18 protein-coding genes and 1 pseudogene are annotated in these 18,172 nt (G+C 60.9%); 9 read left to right on the top strand and 10 right to left on the bottom strand.

Features of this window, described 5'->3' with window-relative positions; all coding sequences use genetic code 11:
• The first annotated feature begins 467 nt into the window (after positions 1-467).
• The 3 genes from NR164_RS16360 (at position 468) to NR164_RS16350 (ending at position 2,420) form a co-directional block, all read left to right on the top strand.
• Positions 468-986: a sigma-70 family RNA polymerase sigma factor gene (locus tag NR164_RS16360; protein WP_017847246.1), complete on the top strand. Its 519-nt coding sequence runs from the start codon at positions 468-470 to the stop codon at positions 984-986.
• On the top strand, positions 983-1,891 hold the full coding sequence (locus tag NR164_RS16355) for a FecR domain-containing protein (RefSeq protein WP_256822977.1): 909 nt from the start codon (positions 983-985) through the stop codon (positions 1,889-1,891). Before NR164_RS16360 ends, NR164_RS16355 begins: the two co-directional genes overlap by 4 nt.
• A 313-nt stretch (positions 1,892-2,204) precedes the next feature.
• On the top strand, positions 2,205-2,420 hold the full coding sequence (locus NR164_RS16350) for a molybdopterin-binding protein (RefSeq protein ID WP_003173733.1): 216 nt from the start codon (positions 2,205-2,207) through the stop codon (positions 2,418-2,420).
• A gap of 515 nt (positions 2,421-2,935) precedes the next feature.
• On the opposite strand, the gene NR164_RS16345 is transcribed toward NR164_RS16350, so the two are convergent.
• Both NR164_RS16345 and NR164_RS16340 read right to left on the bottom strand, forming a co-directional pair.
• Complete coding sequence (locus NR164_RS16345; protein ID WP_177031504.1) at positions 2,936-3,358, bottom strand: hypothetical protein; 423 nt, start codon at positions 3,356-3,358, stop codon at positions 2,936-2,938.
• Positions 3,359-3,475: 117 nt separating this feature from the next.
• Positions 3,476-4,621, bottom strand: a complete 1,146-nt coding sequence (locus NR164_RS16340; protein WP_046383215.1) for a MalY/PatB family protein — start codon at positions 4,619-4,621, stop codon at positions 3,476-3,478.
• 180 nt (positions 4,622-4,801) lie between these two features.
• Between NR164_RS16340 and ggt the strand changes: the two genes are divergently transcribed.
• Positions 4,802-6,526: a gamma-glutamyltransferase gene (gene ggt / locus NR164_RS16335; RefSeq protein WP_256822976.1), complete on the top strand. Its 1,725-nt coding sequence runs from the start codon at positions 4,802-4,804 to the stop codon at positions 6,524-6,526.
• A 109-nt stretch (positions 6,527-6,635) separates the two neighbouring features.
• Here the strand turns inward: ggt and NR164_RS16330 are convergent, their stop codons facing one another.
• The 3 genes from NR164_RS16330 to NR164_RS16320 all read right to left on the bottom strand — a co-directional run bounded on the left by NR164_RS16330 (position 6,636) and on the right by NR164_RS16320 (position 9,459).
• The gene (locus NR164_RS16330; protein WP_046385264.1) at positions 6,636-7,154 is read right to left on the bottom strand and encodes an AAA family ATPase; all 519 of its coding nucleotides are present in this window, start codon (positions 7,152-7,154) and stop codon (positions 6,636-6,638) included.
• Positions 7,151-7,717 (bottom strand): nicotinamide riboside transporter PnuC, encoded by a 567-nt coding sequence (gene pnuC / locus NR164_RS16325; protein WP_046383216.1) that lies wholly within the window; start codon positions 7,715-7,717, stop codon positions 7,151-7,153. Before pnuC ends, NR164_RS16330 begins: the two co-directional genes overlap by 4 nt.
• Before the next feature lie 107 nt (positions 7,718-7,824).
• Positions 7,825-9,459 (bottom strand): methyl-accepting chemotaxis protein, encoded by a 1,635-nt coding sequence (locus NR164_RS16320; RefSeq protein ID WP_079443668.1) that lies wholly within the window; start codon positions 9,457-9,459, stop codon positions 7,825-7,827.
• A 230-nt stretch (positions 9,460-9,689) separates the two neighbouring features.
• Here NR164_RS16320 and NR164_RS16315 point away from each other — a divergent pair, with 230 nt between their 5' ends.
• Both NR164_RS16315 and NR164_RS16310 read left to right on the top strand, forming a co-directional pair.
• Positions 9,690-10,520, top strand: a complete 831-nt coding sequence (locus NR164_RS16315) for an undecaprenyl-diphosphate phosphatase (RefSeq protein ID WP_046383218.1) — start codon at positions 9,690-9,692, stop codon at positions 10,518-10,520.
• A complete protein-coding gene (locus NR164_RS16310; RefSeq protein WP_017847254.1) occupies positions 10,517-10,900 on the top strand; it encodes a DUF1294 domain-containing protein in 384 nt (127 codons plus the stop codon). Before NR164_RS16315 ends, NR164_RS16310 begins: the two co-directional genes overlap by 4 nt.
• Here the strand turns inward: NR164_RS16310 and NR164_RS16305 are convergent.
• Both NR164_RS16305 and NR164_RS16300 read right to left on the bottom strand, forming a co-directional pair.
• Positions 10,889-11,245, bottom strand: coding sequence for an MmcQ/YjbR family DNA-binding protein (locus NR164_RS16305; RefSeq protein ID WP_046383220.1), 357 nt, complete (start codon positions 11,243-11,245; stop codon positions 10,889-10,891). The two genes, NR164_RS16310 and NR164_RS16305, sit on opposite strands and share 12 nt — an antisense overlap.
• Complete coding sequence (locus NR164_RS16300) at positions 11,242-12,150, bottom strand: LysR substrate-binding domain-containing protein (RefSeq protein ID WP_017847256.1); 909 nt, start codon at positions 12,148-12,150, stop codon at positions 11,242-11,244. Before NR164_RS16300 ends, NR164_RS16305 begins: the two co-directional genes overlap by 4 nt.
• Before the next feature lie 124 nt (positions 12,151-12,274).
• Between NR164_RS16300 and NR164_RS16295 the strand changes: the two genes are divergently transcribed.
• Together NR164_RS16295 and NR164_RS16290 are read left to right on the top strand one after the other, a co-directional pair.
• Positions 12,275-12,886 (top strand): FMN-dependent NADH-azoreductase, encoded by a 612-nt coding sequence (locus tag NR164_RS16295; RefSeq protein WP_046383222.1) that lies wholly within the window; start codon positions 12,275-12,277, stop codon positions 12,884-12,886.
• Between the two features lie 229 nt (positions 12,887-13,115).
• Entirely contained in the window at positions 13,116-14,153 is a 1,038-nt protein-coding gene (locus NR164_RS16290; RefSeq protein WP_026140063.1) for a dienelactone hydrolase, read from the top strand.
• Here the strand turns inward: NR164_RS16290 and NR164_RS16285 are convergent.
• From NR164_RS16285 to NR164_RS16275, 3 genes and pseudogenes are all read right to left on the bottom strand, one after another.
• A complete protein-coding gene (locus NR164_RS16285; protein ID WP_256822975.1) occupies positions 14,147-15,322 on the bottom strand; it encodes an MFS transporter in 1,176 nt (391 codons plus the stop codon). The two genes, NR164_RS16290 and NR164_RS16285, sit on opposite strands and share 7 nt — an antisense overlap.
• 156 nt (positions 15,323-15,478) lie before the next feature.
• Complete coding sequence (locus tag NR164_RS16280) at positions 15,479-17,065, bottom strand: ABC-F family ATPase (protein ID WP_026140064.1); 1,587 nt, start codon at positions 17,063-17,065, stop codon at positions 15,479-15,481.
• Between the two features lie 20 nt (positions 17,066-17,085).
• Positions 17,086-17,390: pseudogene (locus NR164_RS16275) on the bottom strand (site-specific integrase); the annotation flags it as partial.
• A 240-nt stretch (positions 17,391-17,630) separates the two neighbouring features.
• Here NR164_RS16275 and NR164_RS16270 point away from each other — a divergent pair.
• Positions 17,631-17,996 carry a DUF4156 domain-containing protein gene (locus NR164_RS16270; protein WP_057005541.1) on the top strand — a complete coding sequence of 122 codons (366 nt, stop codon included), beginning with the start codon at positions 17,631-17,633 and terminating at the stop codon, positions 17,994-17,996.
• Positions 17,997-18,172 lie beyond the last annotated feature (176 nt).

The following is an 18,172-nucleotide window of genomic DNA, read 5'->3' as shown; positions in this document are numbered from 1 at the left end:
GGCACCGTCGAGGCGGTCCATGTTGGCTTCGGTGGCGTGGCCGGCGTTGGCGCCTCTGATCACCGCTGCACCGGTGTCTTCGTTGTCGACTTCATCCCAACTCAGCATTGAAATACTCCTTCCTGGTCTGTGCTGACGGTGTGTGAACCCGTCCAAAAATAAGTGATTTGCAGGCTTCAAGGCATTGAAATACTGCGCATAGTGTGGTCAGCATTTTACGAGTTCGCACACTATGTAGTGGTTGTTTGTTGGCGTGGGCACACTATATGGGGTGTGATCAGCATGGTCAACGGACAACGTGTGCGGTTTTAGGTCGCTGCCAGGCACACCTGTGGTGGCAAAGCCTGGGTTCACTGGCCTTTGATGCCCGTATGAACGCCCCGTTGAAAAGAACGTGGTGTCTCGCCGCGATATTAATTAGAATTAATCTCATTTGAGACTCAATCGCGCTGCGCAGGTTGCTTGCCATGAATGATGCTGTTGTCCCTTCGCACGCCGCCGAACCGACGTTGTCGAGCCTGTATCGCGACCATCGCAGTTGGCTGGAAAGCTGGCTGCGGCGGCGCCTGGGCAATGCCTGGGATGCGGCTGACCTGAGCCAGGACACTTTCGTGCGGGTGCTCGCCAGTGCGCAGCCGCTCGCGCAGATGCAGGAACCGCGGGCCTATCTGGTGACGGTGGGCAAGCGCCTGCTGGTCAATTTTCATCAGCGCCGCAGCCTTGAGCAGGCTTATCTGACGGCTCTTGGTAACCTGCCGCCAGCCTGCGTGCCATCTCCCGAGCAGCGCTGGCTGGTGTTGGAAACCCTGCAAGCCCTGGATGAATTGCTCGACGGCTTGCCTGCACTGGTGCGCCGGGCGTTTCTTTGGAGTCAGCTGGAGGGCCTGGGCTATCGAGAGATTGCCGAGCGGCTTGAGGTGTCGGAGCGCACGGTCAAGCGTTACATGGCGCAAGCCTATGAACATTGCCTGCTGGTGGACCTGTGAACCGTGAGGTTGCGCGAGCGGCCGCGCAATGGCTTGCGCTGCTGGAATCGGGGGCGGCCACTGAACGCGATCATGCCGCGTTGCAGCACTGGCGCGACAGTCATCCGCAGCACGAACACACCTGGCAGAAAGCCCAGGCCCTGCGCCAGCGCTTCAGCGCGCTGCCCCAGGCGTTGGCGATGGCCAGCCTCGACCGCCCGCAAGTGGGGCGGCGGGCGTTGCTCAAGCGTGCGTTGGGCGTGGCGGCGCTGGTGCCGACGGCCTGGTTGATCAGTCGCCAGTTACCTATAGATAGTTGGCGCGCCGACCTGCACACCGCCACCGGCGAGCGCAGGCGCCTGCCGTTGGCCGAGGGCGGTAGCCTGCAACTGAACACCGCCACGGCCGTGGATGTGGACCCGGCGCAACGATGCATCACGCTGGTGGACGGCGAACTGGCGCTGAACGTGCCGGGCGCACACGCGATGACGCTACGCACGCGCTACGGCGAAGTGCGGGTCAGTCAGGCCGAGGTGTGCGTGCGCCAACTGGCCGCCGGCTGCCGGGTGTCGGTGCTCAAGGGCCGCGTGCAGGTGCGCGACGTGAACGGGCAACTGGCGACGTTGCAGGACGGCCAGCAAGCGCCATTAAGCGCCGGCGGGCTCGGTGCGCGGGTGCCGTTCGATGTGCTGCAACTGGGCTGGCGCGACGGCGTGCTGACTGCACAGAACCAGGCGCTGGGGGATTTTCTGCGCGAGCTGGCGCGCTATCGCCCAGGCGTGTTGCGCTGGGCGCCGAACCTGGAGACGTTGCGGGTGACGGGCAGTTTTCGCCTGGATGACACCGACCGCATCCTCAGCCTGCTGGCCTCGAGTCTAGGGTTCGAGGTGCAGGCGCGGACGCGGTATTGGGTCACACTCACTTGAAGACACTGGCGATCAAAAATGTGGCAGTTGTTTTGTTTCGTTTCGACGGAAGGTTTCAGACTCTGGGGCCCAGCAGGCTGACGGCTTCGCGTGGTTGCAAGGCCGGCCCACGCATGTTTACGTGGTTTCGAGCGGAGAAAGCTGTAGCGGGGAGGGCAAGCTGTTGATCGACTGTTGGCGGTGAAACAGCCTTGATATACCCGTATGGAATAAACAAATAGTTATATATTCCTTTTAATGTTTTTGTGGGTGGCGCACTTTGAGGCTCTGCACATTCGTGCAGATCGACCTAACAGCCAAAAGGAAAGCCGACATGACCATTAAAGCGATCAACGTGCGTAATCAGTTCAAGGGCGTGATCAAGGAGATTCTGCTGGGGGAAGTGGTGTCGGAAATCGACGTGCAGACCGCGTCCGGCATCGTTACTTCAGTGATCACCACGCGCTCGGTGCGTGACCTGGAGTTGAAGGTGGGCAGTGAAGTGATTGCCTTTGTGAAATCGACTGAAGTTTCCATCGCCAAACTCTAAAGACTTGCGTAATTCACTGTAGGCGCCCGCTTGCCGGCGATGGCGGCGCTGTTGACGCCGAGGCTCTGGTCGCCGGCGTTATGGCTGGCAACTACGCCGCAGAGGGACTCGAAGTCCTGGCTGAGTCGAGCCTGTCGGAGTATTCAAAGGGTGCATGGTTTTTATGAGCGTTGGTGCAGGGTATAAAATAAGATAAATGCCTGGAACTTAGTGAGGGGGCGCTGCAGGTAGTCAAACAGTTTGGGAGTGTCGTTGTGGGTTTCGACCTTCTTACTGTTGGCGCTGTTTTTGAGTCGCGTATGGAGCTGCGTACCGATCTTGGGTGGAAGGGGGCAAGGGCATTGGTCGCGCGTATTCTTTAGTGTTTGAGTTTCAGGCGCTCAGTCGAAATATATTGTTATCAAACGATAATGACGGTAAACAGATAAGTCTGACAGTTGAATGCTTTTTGCTTTGCTAGTGTTTTCCGATCAAGGCATTCATCTATACAGGGAAGTTAAGTCGATAATATCATACTAACGACCCCCTATAAAGAAGATGGAGCGGACAAAGTAGCCCGATACGCGGGGCACGTCGTTAACTTCAAGACGAATACGATCTCGATAAAAACCCAGGAATCGAATACGGAAGGGCTGAAGAAAATCGCGCATTTCCAGTCTTTTTCCAATGTGACTACGGTTGAACGACTGCAAAGTTTTATCCAGGGTGATGATGAGAACCATATGTTCACGCTCAACGGTCAACTCTGGCTGGCGTGTTTCGCCCACCGGTGATTTATCCGTTGATACGAGCGGCGATATGCCGTGGAATAGCCGCGCACTTGTCTTCAATAATGCCTTTTCCAGCGATACGGAGGATGATCGGGCACGACCAATGTTCATCACCAACGACGGTGTGACTATGGTGATAAATGCGCCACGCCAAGCGGGCTCATCCATCCGGACTGTGCAGGTGAGCAGCGTGAAGGTTGAAACTGGTAACCCTCAAACCTGACGCACGCCCAAGGGTGGGCCAACACCATCGAACGACTGGCCCCGGGAAGGGGCCAGTCAGTTTTAACGGGTGAGCAAGCTGCGTTCCATCCGCTGCAGACCCTCTTCCAGCAACGCCCGCGGGCAGCCGAAGTTCAGGCGCACGAACTGCTGGCAGTCATCGCCGAATTCGATCCCCGCGCTCAAACCGACCTTGGCCTGTTCCAGGAAGAACTGCTGCGGGTCGTCCAGGCCCAGGGCGCTGCAATCCAGCCACGCCAGAAAGGTGCCTTGAGGCGCATGCATGACCACGCCGGGCAGGCGGGTTTTTACCGCGTCGAGCAGGTAGTCGCGGTTGGCCTGCAAGTACTGCAGCAACGCCTCGAGCCAGTCGCTGCATTGGCTGTAGGCCGCGCGGGTGGCTTCCAGGCCCAGGGGGCTGACGCTGTCGACCATGCCGCAACGCGCCTGGTTGAAGCGCTCGCGCATCTCGGCGTTTTGCACTACGGCAAAACAGGTCTTCAGGCCGGCCACGTTGTAGGCCTTGCTCGCGGACATCAGCGTGATGGTGCGCTGGGCGATTTCCGGGCTGAGGCTGGCGGTGGGGATGTGGCGACGGCCGTCGAAGCACAGCTCGGCGTGGATTTCATCGCTGATGATCAGCGCGCCCTGTTCCAGGCAGGCATTGGCCACTGCGAGCAGTTCTTCGCGGGGGAAGACTTTGCCCACCGGGTTGTGCGGGTTGCTCAGCAATAATGCGCCGGCCCCTGTCAGCGCCTGGCGCAGCAGCGGCATCGGTGTGATGTACTGCGCGTTGACCAGCTTGAACGGCACTTCGATGCGCGGCAGGTTCCAGTTTCCGGGCGCCAGGCGAATCGGCCGATAGTTGGGGGTTTGCAGCACCACCGCTTGGCCGGGCTGCACGAAGGCATGCAGCGCCATATTGAAACCGGGTTCTACTCCGGGCAGAAACAGCAATTCGTCCGGCTGCACGCGCCAGGCGTATTTGGCCCACAGGTCGGCAACGATGGCCGCGCGCACGTCCGGGCCGGCCACGCTGTAGCCGAGAATCTGCTGGTCGAGGCGCTGGTGCAGGGCTTGAAGCACGGCGGGCGGCGCGGCGATGTCCATGTCGGCGATCCACATCGGCAACACGTCGGGCGGGTAACGGTTCCACTTGGTGCTGCCGGTGCCGAGGCGGGGGTGGATCGTGTCGAAATCAAAGCTCATGGGGAGGCTCGTGTCGGAGAGTCAGGTGAAGAATGGCGCCGATTCTAGCGCCATTGGCCGTCGAGGCCAGCGCTGAATCGTTCCGTGACCGACAGGTTCTGTCATAAAAACGCCACTGCGCTGGGGATTGCATCCAAGTCGGGCTATTTTGGTGCATCTCAATCACCCGAGTAGCCAAGGATGAAATACCAACCCTTCAGCCGTACTTTGATTGCCACCGCCCTGGTGTTGACGGTCAGCGGTGTGCAAGCTGCCTCCCAGGCCCCGGTGGCCGGTGAAAATGGCATGGTGGTAACGGCCCAGCATCTGGCCACGCATGTCGGTGTGGATGTGCTCAAGGCCGGCGGCAACGCGGTGGATGCCGCCGTGGCCGTGGGCTACGCGTTGGCAGTGGTGTACCCGGCGGCGGGTAACCTGGGCGGCGGCGGTTTCATGACCGTGCAACTGGCCGACGGGCGCAAGACCTTCCTCGACTTCCGCGAAAAAGCCCCGCTGGCCGCCACCGCCGATATGTACCTGGACAAGGCCGGCAACGTCGTCGAAGGCCTGAGCGCCAAGGGCCACCTGGCCGTCGGCGTCCCCGGTACCGTGTCCGGCATGGAGCTGGCCCTGAGCAAATACGGCACCCTCAAGCGCGCCCAGGTGATTGCCCCGGCGATCAAGCTGGCGGAAAACGGCTTCGCGCTGGAGCAGGGTGATATCGACCTGCTGCACACCGCCACCGGCGAGTTCGAAAAAGACAAGGACCTGCGCGCAATCTTCCTGCACAACGGCCAGCCGTTGCAGGTCGGCCAGAAGCTGGTGCAGAAAGACCTGGCCAAGACCCTCAAGGAAATCTCCGCCAAGGGCAGCGACGGTTTCTATAAAGGCTGGGTCGCCAAGGCGTTGGTGGATTCCAGCCAGGCCGGCAAGGGCATCATCACCCAGGCCGACCTCGACAAATACAAGACCCGTGAACTGGCGCCCATCGAATGCGACTACCGGGGCTACCACGTGGTCTCGGCACCGCCGCCGAGCTCCGGTGGCGTGGTGATCTGCCAGATCATGAACATCCTTGAAGGCTACCCGATGGCCGACCTGGGCTACCACTCGGCCCAGGGCCTGCATTACCAGATCGAAGCCATGCGCCACGCGTATGTGGACCGCAACAGCTACCTCGGCGATCCGGACTTCGTCAAGAACCCGATCGAACACCTGCTGGACAAAAACTACGCGACGAAACTGCGGGACGCCATCGAGCCGAACAAGGCCGGCGATTCCCAGGCGATCAAACCGGGCGTAGCGCCCCATGAAGGCAACAACACCACCCACTATTCCATCGTCGACAAGTGGGGCAACGCGGTCTCGGTGACCTACACCCTCAATGACTGGTTCGGTGCCGGCGTGATGGCGAGCAAGACCGGGGTGATCCTCAACGATGAAATGGACGATTTCACCGTCAAGGTCGGCGTGCCGAACATGTACGGCCTGGTCCAGGGTGAAGCCAACGCCATCGCACCAGGCAAGGCGCCGCTGTCGTCGATGAGCCCGACCATTGTGACCAAGGATGGCAAGGCGGTGATGGTGGTCGGCACGCCGGGCGGCAGTCGCATCATTACCGCGACCTTGCTGACGATTCTCAACGTCATCGATTACAAAATGAACATTCAAGAGGCCGTGGACGCGCCGCGTTTCCACCAGCAGTGGATGCCGGACACCACCAACCTCGAGACCTTCGCGGTCAGCCCGGATACGCAGAAGATCCTTGAGAGCTGGGGCCACAAGTTTGTCGGGCCACAGGATGCCAACCACTTGGCGGCGATCCTGGTGGGCGCGCCATCCCTGGACGGCAAGCCGGTCGGCAACAACCGTTTCTATGGGGCCAACGACCCGCGTCGCAATACCGGCCTGTCCCTGGGCTACTAAGCGCTGCCACTCACTGTAGGAGCGAGCTTACTCGCGAAGAGCGTCAACGATAACGCGGGCATTCTGGATTAACGCAGTGTTCTTGCGTTTTTCGCGAGCAAGCTCGCTCCTACAGTATCTGTTTGACGGCTGCGAAGGCTTTGGCGCGGCGTTCTTCCCAATTTCCCCTGATCACCACCAGGGCCTGGCGATGCTGCTGCATCCAATCCAGGCTGTGCTGGAAAAACGCCTGGCGGTCGGCCAGTTCCGGCTGGCAACGCTGGCCGTCGGCGGTCCATTCCACGTCGTCGGGGGACAGCAGCAGGTGCAGGTCGTAGTGGCGGGCCAGCAGTTCGTCGTCGAGCCATGTCGGATAGTCGCCGAACAGGGTCTGGCTCCAGAGCCTGTTGGTCAGCAGGTGCGTGTCGAGGATCAGCAGAGCAGGGCGCTCGGCGCGGGCGGCATCTTCCCAGGCCAGTTGTCCACGGGCGATGGCCGGGATGTCGGCCAGCGTGGTGTCGCGCTGATGGTGGTCGATGAAGTGCCGCACGTACTCGCCCACCATCAGTCCGCCGAACTGCGTTTGCAACTGCGCGGCCAACCAGCTTTTACCGCTGGATTCGGGGCCGGCCAGGACCACCACCTTCATGCGCGCAACGCCGGGTCGGCGCGCCATTCGCGCCAGCCTTGCACGGCGATCGCGGTGAACAGCGCATAGAGCGCGGCGGTGAGGTAGAGGCCTTTATAGAGGAACAGCCCGACGAAAATCACATCCACGGCAATCCACAATGGCCAGCACTGCACGCGCTTTTGCGCCATCCACATCTGCGCCACCAGGCTGAAGCCGGTGAGGGCGGCGTCGAGCCAGGGTTGGGCGGCGTCGGTCCAGTGAGCCATGGCGGCGCCGAGCAACAGGCTGCCGACCGCGCCGATAGCCAGGCTGGTAAGGATCGCGGACCAGCCCAGGCTGGTGACTTGGCGACCTGGCTTGATGTCCCCGGCGCGTCGGGTCCACTGCCACCAGCCGTAGACTTGCAGGGCGGCGTAGACCACCTGCAACAGCATGTCGGAATAGAGTTTCACGTCGTAGAACACCCAGGTGTAGAGCAGCACCATCACCAGGCCGATGGGCCAGCACCAGGGGTTTTGTTTGACCGTCAGCCAGACAGCGATCACCCCCAGCGCGGCGGCGAACAGTTCAAGCCCGGACATGGTGGTTCCTTGGGAGAGAGGGAAAGGGCGGGGATTGTAACCAATCTTCAAAACACAGGAAGGCAAATGTGGGAGGGAGCAAGCCCCCTCCCACAGTTTGAGTGGCGTCAGACTTTGAATTGACGCAGCAGGCCGTCGAGCTGCTCGCTCAACCCGCGCAAGTGTGCGCTGGCCACGCTGGACTGTTCGGCCGCCACTGCCGTGTTGTGGGACAACCCGGCGGCCTGGGTCACGTTCTGGTTGATGTCCTCGACCACGTGGGCCTGTTGCAGGGTGGCGCTGGCGATCGATGCATTCAGGCCATTGAGGTTGCGCAGGGCCTGGCCGATGGCGGTGAGGCTGGCCCCGGCCTGGCCGGCCTGTTCGATGGTCAGTTGCGACGCGCTGTGGCTGTCGCTGATGACCTTGACCGCCGCTTCCGAGTGACCTTGCAGACGCTCGATCATGACCTGGATTTCAGCAGTGGATTTCTGCGTGCGTTGGGCCAGCAGCCGCACTTCGTCCGCCACCACCGCAAACCCGCGGCCTTGCTCACCGGCACGCGCGGCTTCGATGGCGGCGTTGAGGGCGAGCAGGTTGGTCTGGTCAGCGATGGAGCGGATCACTTCGAGCACGCCACCGATCTGCGTGCTTTCGCTCGACAGGGTGCGAATCACTTCCACGGCCTGGCTGATGGTGGTGGACAGTTGGTCGATCTGCTGCAAGCTGCTGTCGATGTTCACTTGGCCTTGCTCGGCCTGGGCCTGGGCATCGCGCATTTCGCTGGCGGCATGCTCGGCGTTCTTGGCCACGTCCTGCACGCCGTAGGTGACTTCATTGACCGCGGTGGCCACCAGTTCCATCTGTTGCGACTGTTGCTGGCTGCGGTCGTGGGCCTGGCTGGCGTTGTTGCCCAGCTCCGTGGACGACTGGCCCAGCGCATTGGCGCACATCTGCAACTGGCCGACGACGTGGCGCAGCTTGGCGGTGAAGCTGTTGAAGTGCTGGGACAGTTGAGTGACTTCGTCACGGCCATGGGTGTCGAGGCTGCGCGTCAGGTCGCTCTCGCCGCTGGCGATATTGGCCATGGCATTCACGGCTGCCTGCAGTGGGCGCACGATGCTGCGCACAATCAACGAGACCAGCAGGGCCATGACCACGGCGATGCCCAGGCCGACACCCGAGGCTTTCCACACTTGCGCGTTGAATTCGGCTTGCACGTCATCCACATACACGCCGGAGCCGATGATCCAGCCCCACGGTTCGAACAACTGGATATACGAGGTTTTTTCTATCGGCGTATCGGCACCCGGCTTCGGCCAGCGGTAATTGACGATACCGGCACCCTTGGCCTTGGCCAGGCTCACGAACTCGTTGAATATTGCAAAGCCGTCCGGGTCGCGAATCGACGAGAGGTTCTGGCCATCGAGCTTGGGGTTGGCCGGGTGCATGATCATCACCGGCGTCAGGTCGTTGATCCAGAAATATTCATCTTTGTTATAGCGCAGGCCGCGCACCGCGCTCAGGGCTTGTTTCTGTGCCGCTTCACGGGGCATGACGCCGCTGGTTTCGAGGCTGTGATAAAACGTCAGGATTCCACTGGCGGTCTGTACGACGTGTCGGGTCTGCAGGCTTTTGGCTTCATAGAGGTCGTCATGGATCTGTTTGAGCATCAGCAAACCCAGGGCCAACAGCATCAACACGGCAACTACCAGGATCAACCAGAGACGGCGGCTGATCGACATATTGCGTAAACTGTTCATCGTCCTGTCACTCCGTGCTTTTTATAATTGTCGGCGCTGCATCGACTTTTACGCCTTGTCTGATAGGCTTTCGGCCTGAAATCGAAAAACCTGAGTACTGCCTGATTTTTCACGGAATTTTTGCAGACCGGCGTTGATTATCAGCACCGGGCCTTTTTGTGCGCTCGTCGTCAGTGAACCATTAAAAAGACTAACGAGGCTTGTCTTAGAACAAGACCTTTGGGGGAAGTATGGATTTGTGGACCGCCGCACAGGCGTTGATACTCGGCGTGGTAGAAGGGCTGACGGAGTTTTTGCCGATCTCCAGTACCGGCCACCAGATTATCGTCGCCGATTTGCTCGACTTTGGTGGCGAACGCGCCATGGCGTTCAACATCATCATTCAGCTCGGTGCGATTCTGGCGGTGGTCTGGGAGTTTCGCCGCAAGATCCTCGACGTGGTGACCGGTTTGCCGACCCAGCGCAATGCACAGCGCTTTACCGTCAACCTGCTGATCGCGTTCCTGCCGGCCGTGGTGCTGGGGGTGATTTTCGCCGACCTGATTCACCATTACTTGTTCAACCCGATCACCGTCGCCACGGCGTTGGTGGTGGGCGGCATCGTGATGTTGTGGGCCGAGCGGCGCGAGCATGAAGTGCATGCCGAGAGCGTCGATGAGATTAGCTGGAAGGACGCGCTCAAGGTCGGTTTTGCCCAGTGCCTGGCGATGATCCCGGGCACCTCGCGCTCGGGCTCGACCATTATCGGCGGCCTGCTGTTCGGCCTGTCGCGCAAGACCGCCACCGAGTTTTCGTTCTTCCTGGCCATGCCGACCATGGTCGGTGCGGCGGTGTATTCGGGCTACAAGTACCGCGACCTGTTCCAGCCGGCTGACCTGCCGGTGTTTGCCATCGGGTTTGTCACCTCGTTCATCTTCGCGATGATTGCGGTCAAGGGCCTGCTCAAGTTCATCGCCAGCCATAGCTATGCGGCATTTGCCTGGTATCGGATTGCATTCGGCTTGCTGATCCTGGCGACCTGGCAGTTTGGCTGGATCGATTGGTCCGCGGCCAAGGCATGATGATTCAGCACCCACGCCTGAAGGCGCTGATCTTTGCGCTGTTGTGCGCGGCGCCGTTATTGGGCTCGGTATTGGTGTGGCATCGCGGCGAGACCGTGCTGCCGCTGGCGGCCTATGGCGTGGTCAGCGTGATCGCGTTTTTGCTGTACTGGAGCGACAAGCACAAGGCGCGCACCGACGCTCGGCGCATCCCCGAAAACATCCTGCACGCCGTCGAGCTGGCGGGCGGATGGCCGGGGGCGCTGATTGCCCAGCAGGTGTTCCGGCACAAGACGCGCAAGGTCTCGTATCAGGTGCTGTTCTGGGCAATCGTGCTGTTGCATCAGGTGTTCTGGCTTGACCAGTTGTTCCTCAGCGGCACGCTGGGGTCAGTCCTCTAGCAACAACCCGACCTGCGTGCGCTTGGGCAACTTGCTCACCACCAACTGGTGAGAGCGCTGCAACAGGCCACGCAACTCCTCGGTGCCCAGCGGGTAGGGCGTGTTCATGATGATCCACTGCGCGCGCGCCAGGTACGGCGCCGGGTGGATGCCCGGGCGGTCCACATGGCCGAGGAACAGTTCCTTGTCGACCTTGAACGCCAACGAGTCACCCCGCAGGTTCTGCAAGGCGAACATCTTGTTGCCGGCAATCGAAAACACTCGCACGCCACCCCATTTATAGTCTTCCCGCGCGCCGGGCAGGCTCAGGCAGAAGTGCGCGACTTGTTCTTCGGTCATGCTCATAACAGGCGGTCTCCACAGCTTTTAAAGCCTTCTTCCAGGTAATCGATCCACGCGCGAATCGCCGGCAGCACGCCACGGCGATGCGGGTACACGGCCTGCAACCAGCCGCCCGGCAGCGACCATTGCGGCAGCAGTTGCACCAGTTGGCCGCTGGCCAGTTCCTCTTCGCAATACATCATCGGCAGCACGGTGAAGCCCAGGCCCTTGAGTGCGCTGGCTTTGCGCACAATGAAATCATCGATGCCCAGGCGGGCTTCCATCACCAGGTCTTCGGCGTTGCCTTGGGGGTCGAGCAGGCGCAGGTGGACCATGCGGTCGGCTTCCAGGGCGCCGAGCACCGGCAATTGCTTGAGGTCGTCGAGGTTGTCGACCTGTCGGCCGCGCATGAAGTCCGGGCTGGCGACCAGCAGCGTCTGGGCCTGGCGCAGGCGCTTGGTGACCAGCAGCGGGTCTTCATCGCCGAGCTCGCGCACACGCAGCGCTACGTCAATGCCTTCGGCCACCAGGTCGACGCGGCGGTTGACCAGGGTCATTTCCAGCTGCACCTGGGGGTGGGCGGCGAGAAACCCGGCGACCAGCTCCGGCAGGATGTGCTGGGCCATGCCCACCGGGCAACTGACCCGCAGCCGCCCGCGGGGTTCGCTGGACATGCTGGCCACGGCTTCATCGGCCATTTCCGCTTCCAGCAGCATCGCCTGGCAATGGCGCAGGTAACGCTCGCCGACGGCGGTCAGGGTCAGTTGCCGGGTGGTGCGCTGCAGCAGACGCGCGCCAAGGCGTTCTTCCAGCTCGGCGATCCGCCGCGACAGGCGTGACTTGGGAATCCCCAGCAGGCGCCCGGCCGCCGCGAAGCCGCCGGCTTCCACGACTTTGGCGAAATAGTAGAGGTCGTTGAGGTCTTGCATGCTCGGCCTATTGTCCTGTCAGTAGGACGAACTATCGCATTTCAACTACCTTATCGGCTATTGGTTTCATGCGTAGGCTTAACACCATCTGATTCGCACCGCTGATCTTATTTGGAGCTTACCCATGAAACTGTTGCACATCGATTCCAGCATCCTCGGCGACAACTCGGCTTCGCGCCAGCTCAGTGCCGGCGTGGTCAAGGCCTGGCAAGCGGCCGAGCCGGGTGTGGAAGTGACTTACCGTGACCTGGCCAGCGAAGGCATCAACCACTTCTCCGGCGCCACCCTGGCTGCGCTGGGCACGCCGGCCGAACTGCGCGATGCCGCGCAGCAGCACGAAGCCGACCTCAGCGCGTCGACCCTGGCTGAGTTCCTCGCCGCCGACGCCGTGGTGCTGGGCGCGCCGATGTACAACTTCACCATCCCGTCCCAGCTCAAGGCCTGGATCGACCGCATTGCAGTGGCCGGCCAGACCTTCCGTTACACCGAAGCCGGCCCGGAAGGCCTGTGCGGCAACAAGAAAGTCATCATCGTCTCCACATCCGGCGGCCTGCATGTTGGTCAGGCAACCGGCGTGGCCCACGAGGAATACTTGAAAGTCATGCTGGGCTTCCTCGGCATCACCGACATCGAATTCGTCCGCGCCCAGGGCCTGGCGTATGGCGATGAGTTCCGCAGCAAGTCCCTGAGCGACGCCAACGTTGTCATCAACGAACAATTGTTCGCCGCGGCGTAAGGCTTGTGTAAATTTCGCTGTTGCTCGGTTTCAATCTGAAGCCGGGCGCCTAAACTCTGTATTCTGCTCGCCTGAACGCGACCGGAGTACGGAGTTTTTTCGTTGGCCCGCTGTTTTTACTTTGGCCCAGGTTATGCACGCATGGGTTTATCACTCGGTGCGAGTACCTTGAACCATGGACATCTTGAATAGACATGCCGGTTATCGCGCAGCAAAGGTGGACATCCTCATGATGCGTCTTTGTGCTGTTTTGGTTCTTTCCCTGCTTGGCGGCCTGGTTTCAGTGCACGCCGCGCCTGCGCCGCACCCGCATTGGAGTGTGGGCTTCCACCGCATGAGTTTTCTCGACCCGCTGGATCTGCAGCCGATGAATGCCATCGCGTTCTATCCGTCCACCGACGTTGAGCACACCACCCGGGTGGGTGGATATCACGTGGCCGCCACGGAAGATTCGAAGATCGCTATCGGCCGTTTCCCGATGCTGATGCTGTCCCACGGCAACACAGGGACGCCGCTGGCCCTGCATGACCTGGCGACCTCCCTGGCGCGCAAGGGCTTTGTAGTCGTGGCGGTGCTGCACCCCGGCGACAACTACAAGGATCACAGCCGCCTGGGCACGTTGAGCAACCTGTATGGGCGGCCAATCCAGATTTCCGAAGCGATCACCGCGACCCTGGGCGACCCGATGCTGTCACCGTTCGTCAACGTCGACCAAGTGGGTGTCATCGGCTACTCGGCCGGTGGCGAAACCGCGTTGATCCTGGCGGGCGCCAAGCCCGATTTCGACCGCCTGCGCCGCTATTGCCAGGAGCGTCCGGAAGACCGCGACGCCTGCACCACCAAAGGCGAGCTGGTGGTGGACCGTGATGACCTGCAGCCACAAGCCGACCCACGTATTCACGCGTTGATGTTGATGGCGCCGCTGAGCTTGATGTTCGGTCGCCACACCCTGGCCGACGTCCACGTGCCGGTGCTGCTCTATAGCGGTGATGGCGACAAGCTGGTGGCGGTGGACAAGAATGCCGCCGCCCTGGCGCGCAAGCTGCCCGAACCGCCGGACTTCAAATTGCTGGCCGGGGCCGGGCATTTCGTGTTCATGGCGCCCTGCGACAGCGATCAACTGGCGCTGATGCCGGCGATCTGCACCGATGCCGATGGCGTCGACCGCGAAGGCATTCACCGCGATCTGACCTCCGAAGCCGGGCGCTTTTTCGCTCACACCCTCGGGCGATCCACCCGTGCCGGCCTGCAGACGGCGGATCAGTAAGCGCGACGTTTGAGCAGCACGGTCACGCCCAAGGCGCTGAGCGACAGCAGTGCGGCGCAGAAGAAGATCCAGCCGTAGCCGAGGTTCAACGCCACCGCCCCCATCAAGGGCCCGGCAATCGCCAGGGCCAGGTCGAAAAACACGGCGTAGGCACTCAGCCCCGCGCCACGGCTGCTGTTGGGCACCTGCTTGATCGCTTCCACGCCCAGCGCCGGGTACACCAGCGACAAACCGAAGCCGGTCAGCCCTGCACCGATCAATGCCACGCAGGTAGACGGCGCGAGCCACAACAGCGTCAGGCCCAGGGTCTCGATGATCATGCACCCAATCGCCGCGCGGAAGCCGCCAAAGCGGCTGATGGCCGAGATAAACACCAGGCGCGAAACGATGAAACACACGCCAAATACCGTCAAGCAATAGGCCGCGCCTGCCCAGCCGCGATTGAGGTAGTACAGGGTGATAAAGGTGGTCAGGGTGCCGTAGCCGATGGACGCCAGGCACAGGCTGGCGCCAAACGGGGCGATACGCCCGAACACCGCCCAGAACGGCAGGCGCTCGCCGCGGACCACCGGCACGGACGGTTTATTGCGGATCAGCACCAGGCCCAGCGCCGCCAGCACCGACAGGGCGATGCCAAGGCTGTTGTAGCCGTATTCGGCGACCATTACCACGCCCAGCGGCGCGCCAATCGCGATGGCGCCGTAGGACGCAATGCCGTTCCAGGAAATCGAGCGCCCCGTATGCTCGGCGCCGACCTGGCCCATGCACCAACTGATGGTGCCCACGCCAATCAGGCCCTGGGCCACGCCGAGCAACAAACGAGCGACGATCAGGATGCCCAGGCTCAACAGCGGCAGGCTTTGCAGCAGTGTTGCCAGCAGCGTCAGCCCGCCGCTGGCCAGGATGCCGCCCAGGCCGAGCACGATTGCGCGTTTGGTGCCCACGTTATCGGACATGCGCCCAGCCATGGGGCGGCTGAGCAGGGTGGCGAGGTATTGCGAACCGATGGTCAGCCCGGCCACCACCGCACTGAAACCCAGTTGCTCGTGTACGTAGCCTGGGATCACCGCGATCGGCAGGCCGATGCAGATAAAGGCAATAAAGGTGTAGAAGACGATCGAGACGATCTGCAGGGTGATCGACAGTGAACTCGGGGCGGCGGCAGACATGAGCACTCGTTCGCGGGCGGGCGGTGAGGGCATCATCGCAAGGGCTCGGGGGAAAAGAAAGCACCCTAACTATCAACCCGGCTGACCGACAGATACAAAAAAGCCCCGTCGCAGTGGACGGGGCTTTTTCTTGTCGCTAACAGCTGCTCGCGGTGCTTAGAAGACCACGCCTTGGCTGCGCAGGTAGTCGTCATAGGTGCCGCTGAAGTCGATCACGCCGTTGGCGCTCAACTCGATGATGCGGGTGGCCAGGGACGATACGAACTCACGGTCGTGGCTGACGAAGATCAGCGTGCCCGGGTAGTTTTCCAGTGCCAGGTTCAGCGCTTCGATGGATTCCATGTCCAAGTGGTTGGTCGGTTCGTCCATGATCAGCACGTTCGGCTTTTGCAGGATCAGCTTGCCGAACAGCATGCGACCTTGTTCGCCACCGGAGATGACCTTGACCGACTTGAGGATCTCGTCGTTGGAAAACAGCATGCGCCCCAGGGTGCCGCGGATCACTTGCTCGCCCTGTGTCCACTGGCCCATCCAGTCGAACAGGCTCATGTCGTCTTCGAAGTCGTGGGCGTGGTCCTGGGCGTAGTAGCCCAGCTCGGCGGCGTCGGTCCACTTGATGCTGCCGGCATCCGGGGTCAGTTCGTTGACCAGGGTGCGCAGCAGGGTGGTCTTGCCGATACCGTTCGGGCCGATGATCGCCACGCGCTCGCCGGCTTCAACCTGAAAGCTGAAGTCCTTGAACAGCGGCTTGCCGTCGAAGCCTTTGGCCATGCGATCGACGATGACCGCCTGGCGGTGCAGCTTTTTGGTTTGTTCGAAACGGATGAACGGGCTCACACGGCTCGAAGGCTTGACCTCGGCCAGCTGGATCTTGTCGATCGCCTTGGCACGGGAAGTGGCCTGCTTGGCTTTCGAGGCGTTGGCCGAGAAGCGGCTGACGAAGGATTGCAGTTCGGAGATCTGCGCTTTTTTCTTGGCGTTGTCCGACAGCAGTTGCTCGCGGGACTGGGTCGCCACGGTCATGTACTCGTCGTAGTTGCCCGGGAACAGGCGCAACTCGCCGTAGTCCAGGTCAGCCATGTGGGTACATACGCTGTTCAGGAAGTGACGGTCGTGAGAGATGATGATCATCAGGCTGGAGCGCTGGGTCAGGATGTTTTCCAGCCAGCGGATGGTGTTGATGTCCAAGTGGTTGGTCGGTTCGTCGAGCAACAGCACTTCAGGGTCGGAGAACAGCGCCTGGGCCAGCAATACGCGCAGTTTCCAGCCGGGGGACACTTCGCTCATCGGGCCGAAGTGCTGTTCCAGGGGAATACCCAGGCCCAGCAGCAGTTCACCGGCGCGGGATTCGGCGGTGTAGCCGTCCATCTCGGCGAACTCGGTTTCCAGCTCGGCCACGGCCATGCCGTCGTCTTCGCTCATTTCCGGCAGCGAGTAGATGCGATCGCGCTCGGCCTTGACCTTCCACAGTTCTTCGTGACCCATGATCACGGTGTCGAGCACGGTGAATTCTTCGTAGGCGAACTGGTCCTGGCGCAGTTTACCCAGGCGCACATTCGGTTCCAGCATGACCTGGCCGCCGGACGGGTCCAGGTCGCCACCGAGGATTTTCATGAAGGTCGACTTGCCGCAACCGTTGGCACCGATCAAACCATAACGGTTACCGGCGCCGAATTTGACCGAGACATTCTCGAAGAGCGGCTTGGCGCCGAACTGCATGGTGATGTTAGCTGTGGAGATCAATTACTTTACCTATCAATAGCTTAGGGTGCGCTTATTTGAGCTGGGACCAATTTGGGACCAATCTGGAGCTCTTCCGATTCGCTCCAGTCCGAGCTTGGGTTGATCCAACGCGCATAAGTCGAGAGCAGCATCTGCGCACGATGGCCGAGCTGCTGGGAAATGAAGGCGGGGTTCATGCCAGACATACTGCATATTGTCGCATAGGTGTGACGACAGTTGTATGGCGGTCGACGACGGATGTTCAATGCTTTCGGTGTTGGAACCCACTACGGTGCACGTCGGTCGTCTGCTTCACGCTCTGCGAGTGCGTCGATGGCGGGAAAAGCCGACGGCGTTTCACGCACCGTCCAAGCAGATATCCGTGCGCTTCGCGTATTTGAGGGGGAAGACGCCGTGAGGGTAGGGCTGGGGCTCCGTTCGTACAGCGATTGTTTACAGATTCACACGCAAAAATTACTTATTAATACAGTTCCTGTTCCAGCAAAACTTGATACTGCACAGGCTTAAAGCCCTGGCAGGTTATCCAAAAGGGCAATGTCATTTTGGTAAGACAGGAACCATGTCCATGCATCTCCCTCGTATCCTCATTAGTGTCAGTTTGTCCACTGTGTTGCTTGGACTGATCGGTTGCGCACCGACGGCGATAGTGGGGCCCGCCGCCAACACCGTGCGCGTCACTCATAACGAACCTGGCGCCGAGTGCCAGTTCTTGGGAGATGTTACGGGTAGTCAGGGCGACTTTCTGTTTGGCAGCATCACTGGGAACGCAAACCTGGAGACTGGAGCCCGTAACGATCTGAAAAATAAAGCCGCAGCGATGGGGGGCAATCGGGTTTATCTGCTCACTGAGCGAGCGGGCCAAACCGGTTCGGACAAGCGATTGGAGCAAACCAACGTAACCCTTTCAGGAAACGTTTATCGCTGCCCTTGACGGTGAGCCTGGTCGGTTGCCACGCCTAAGTTGAGGGAGATCAGTAATTATCGGTCGGATAAAAGCTCCAGTCGGAACCGCAACTTGTTGGCTGGACGAAATGCGGATCGCTCAATTGCTGCCGCATAAGTGAATCCACGTTTAACCACGCGTAGTCGATAGAACAGAGTCGTATG

Origin of the sequence: Pseudomonas sp. Pse79 (assembly GCF_024519615.1) — a bacterium.
In the GTDB taxonomy this organism is placed as follows: domain Bacteria; phylum Pseudomonadota; class Gammaproteobacteria; order Pseudomonadales; family Pseudomonadaceae; genus Aquipseudomonas; species Aquipseudomonas veronii.
Note: the sequence above shows the minus strand (reverse complement) of the source record. Positions and strands in the feature narration are given on the sequence as shown.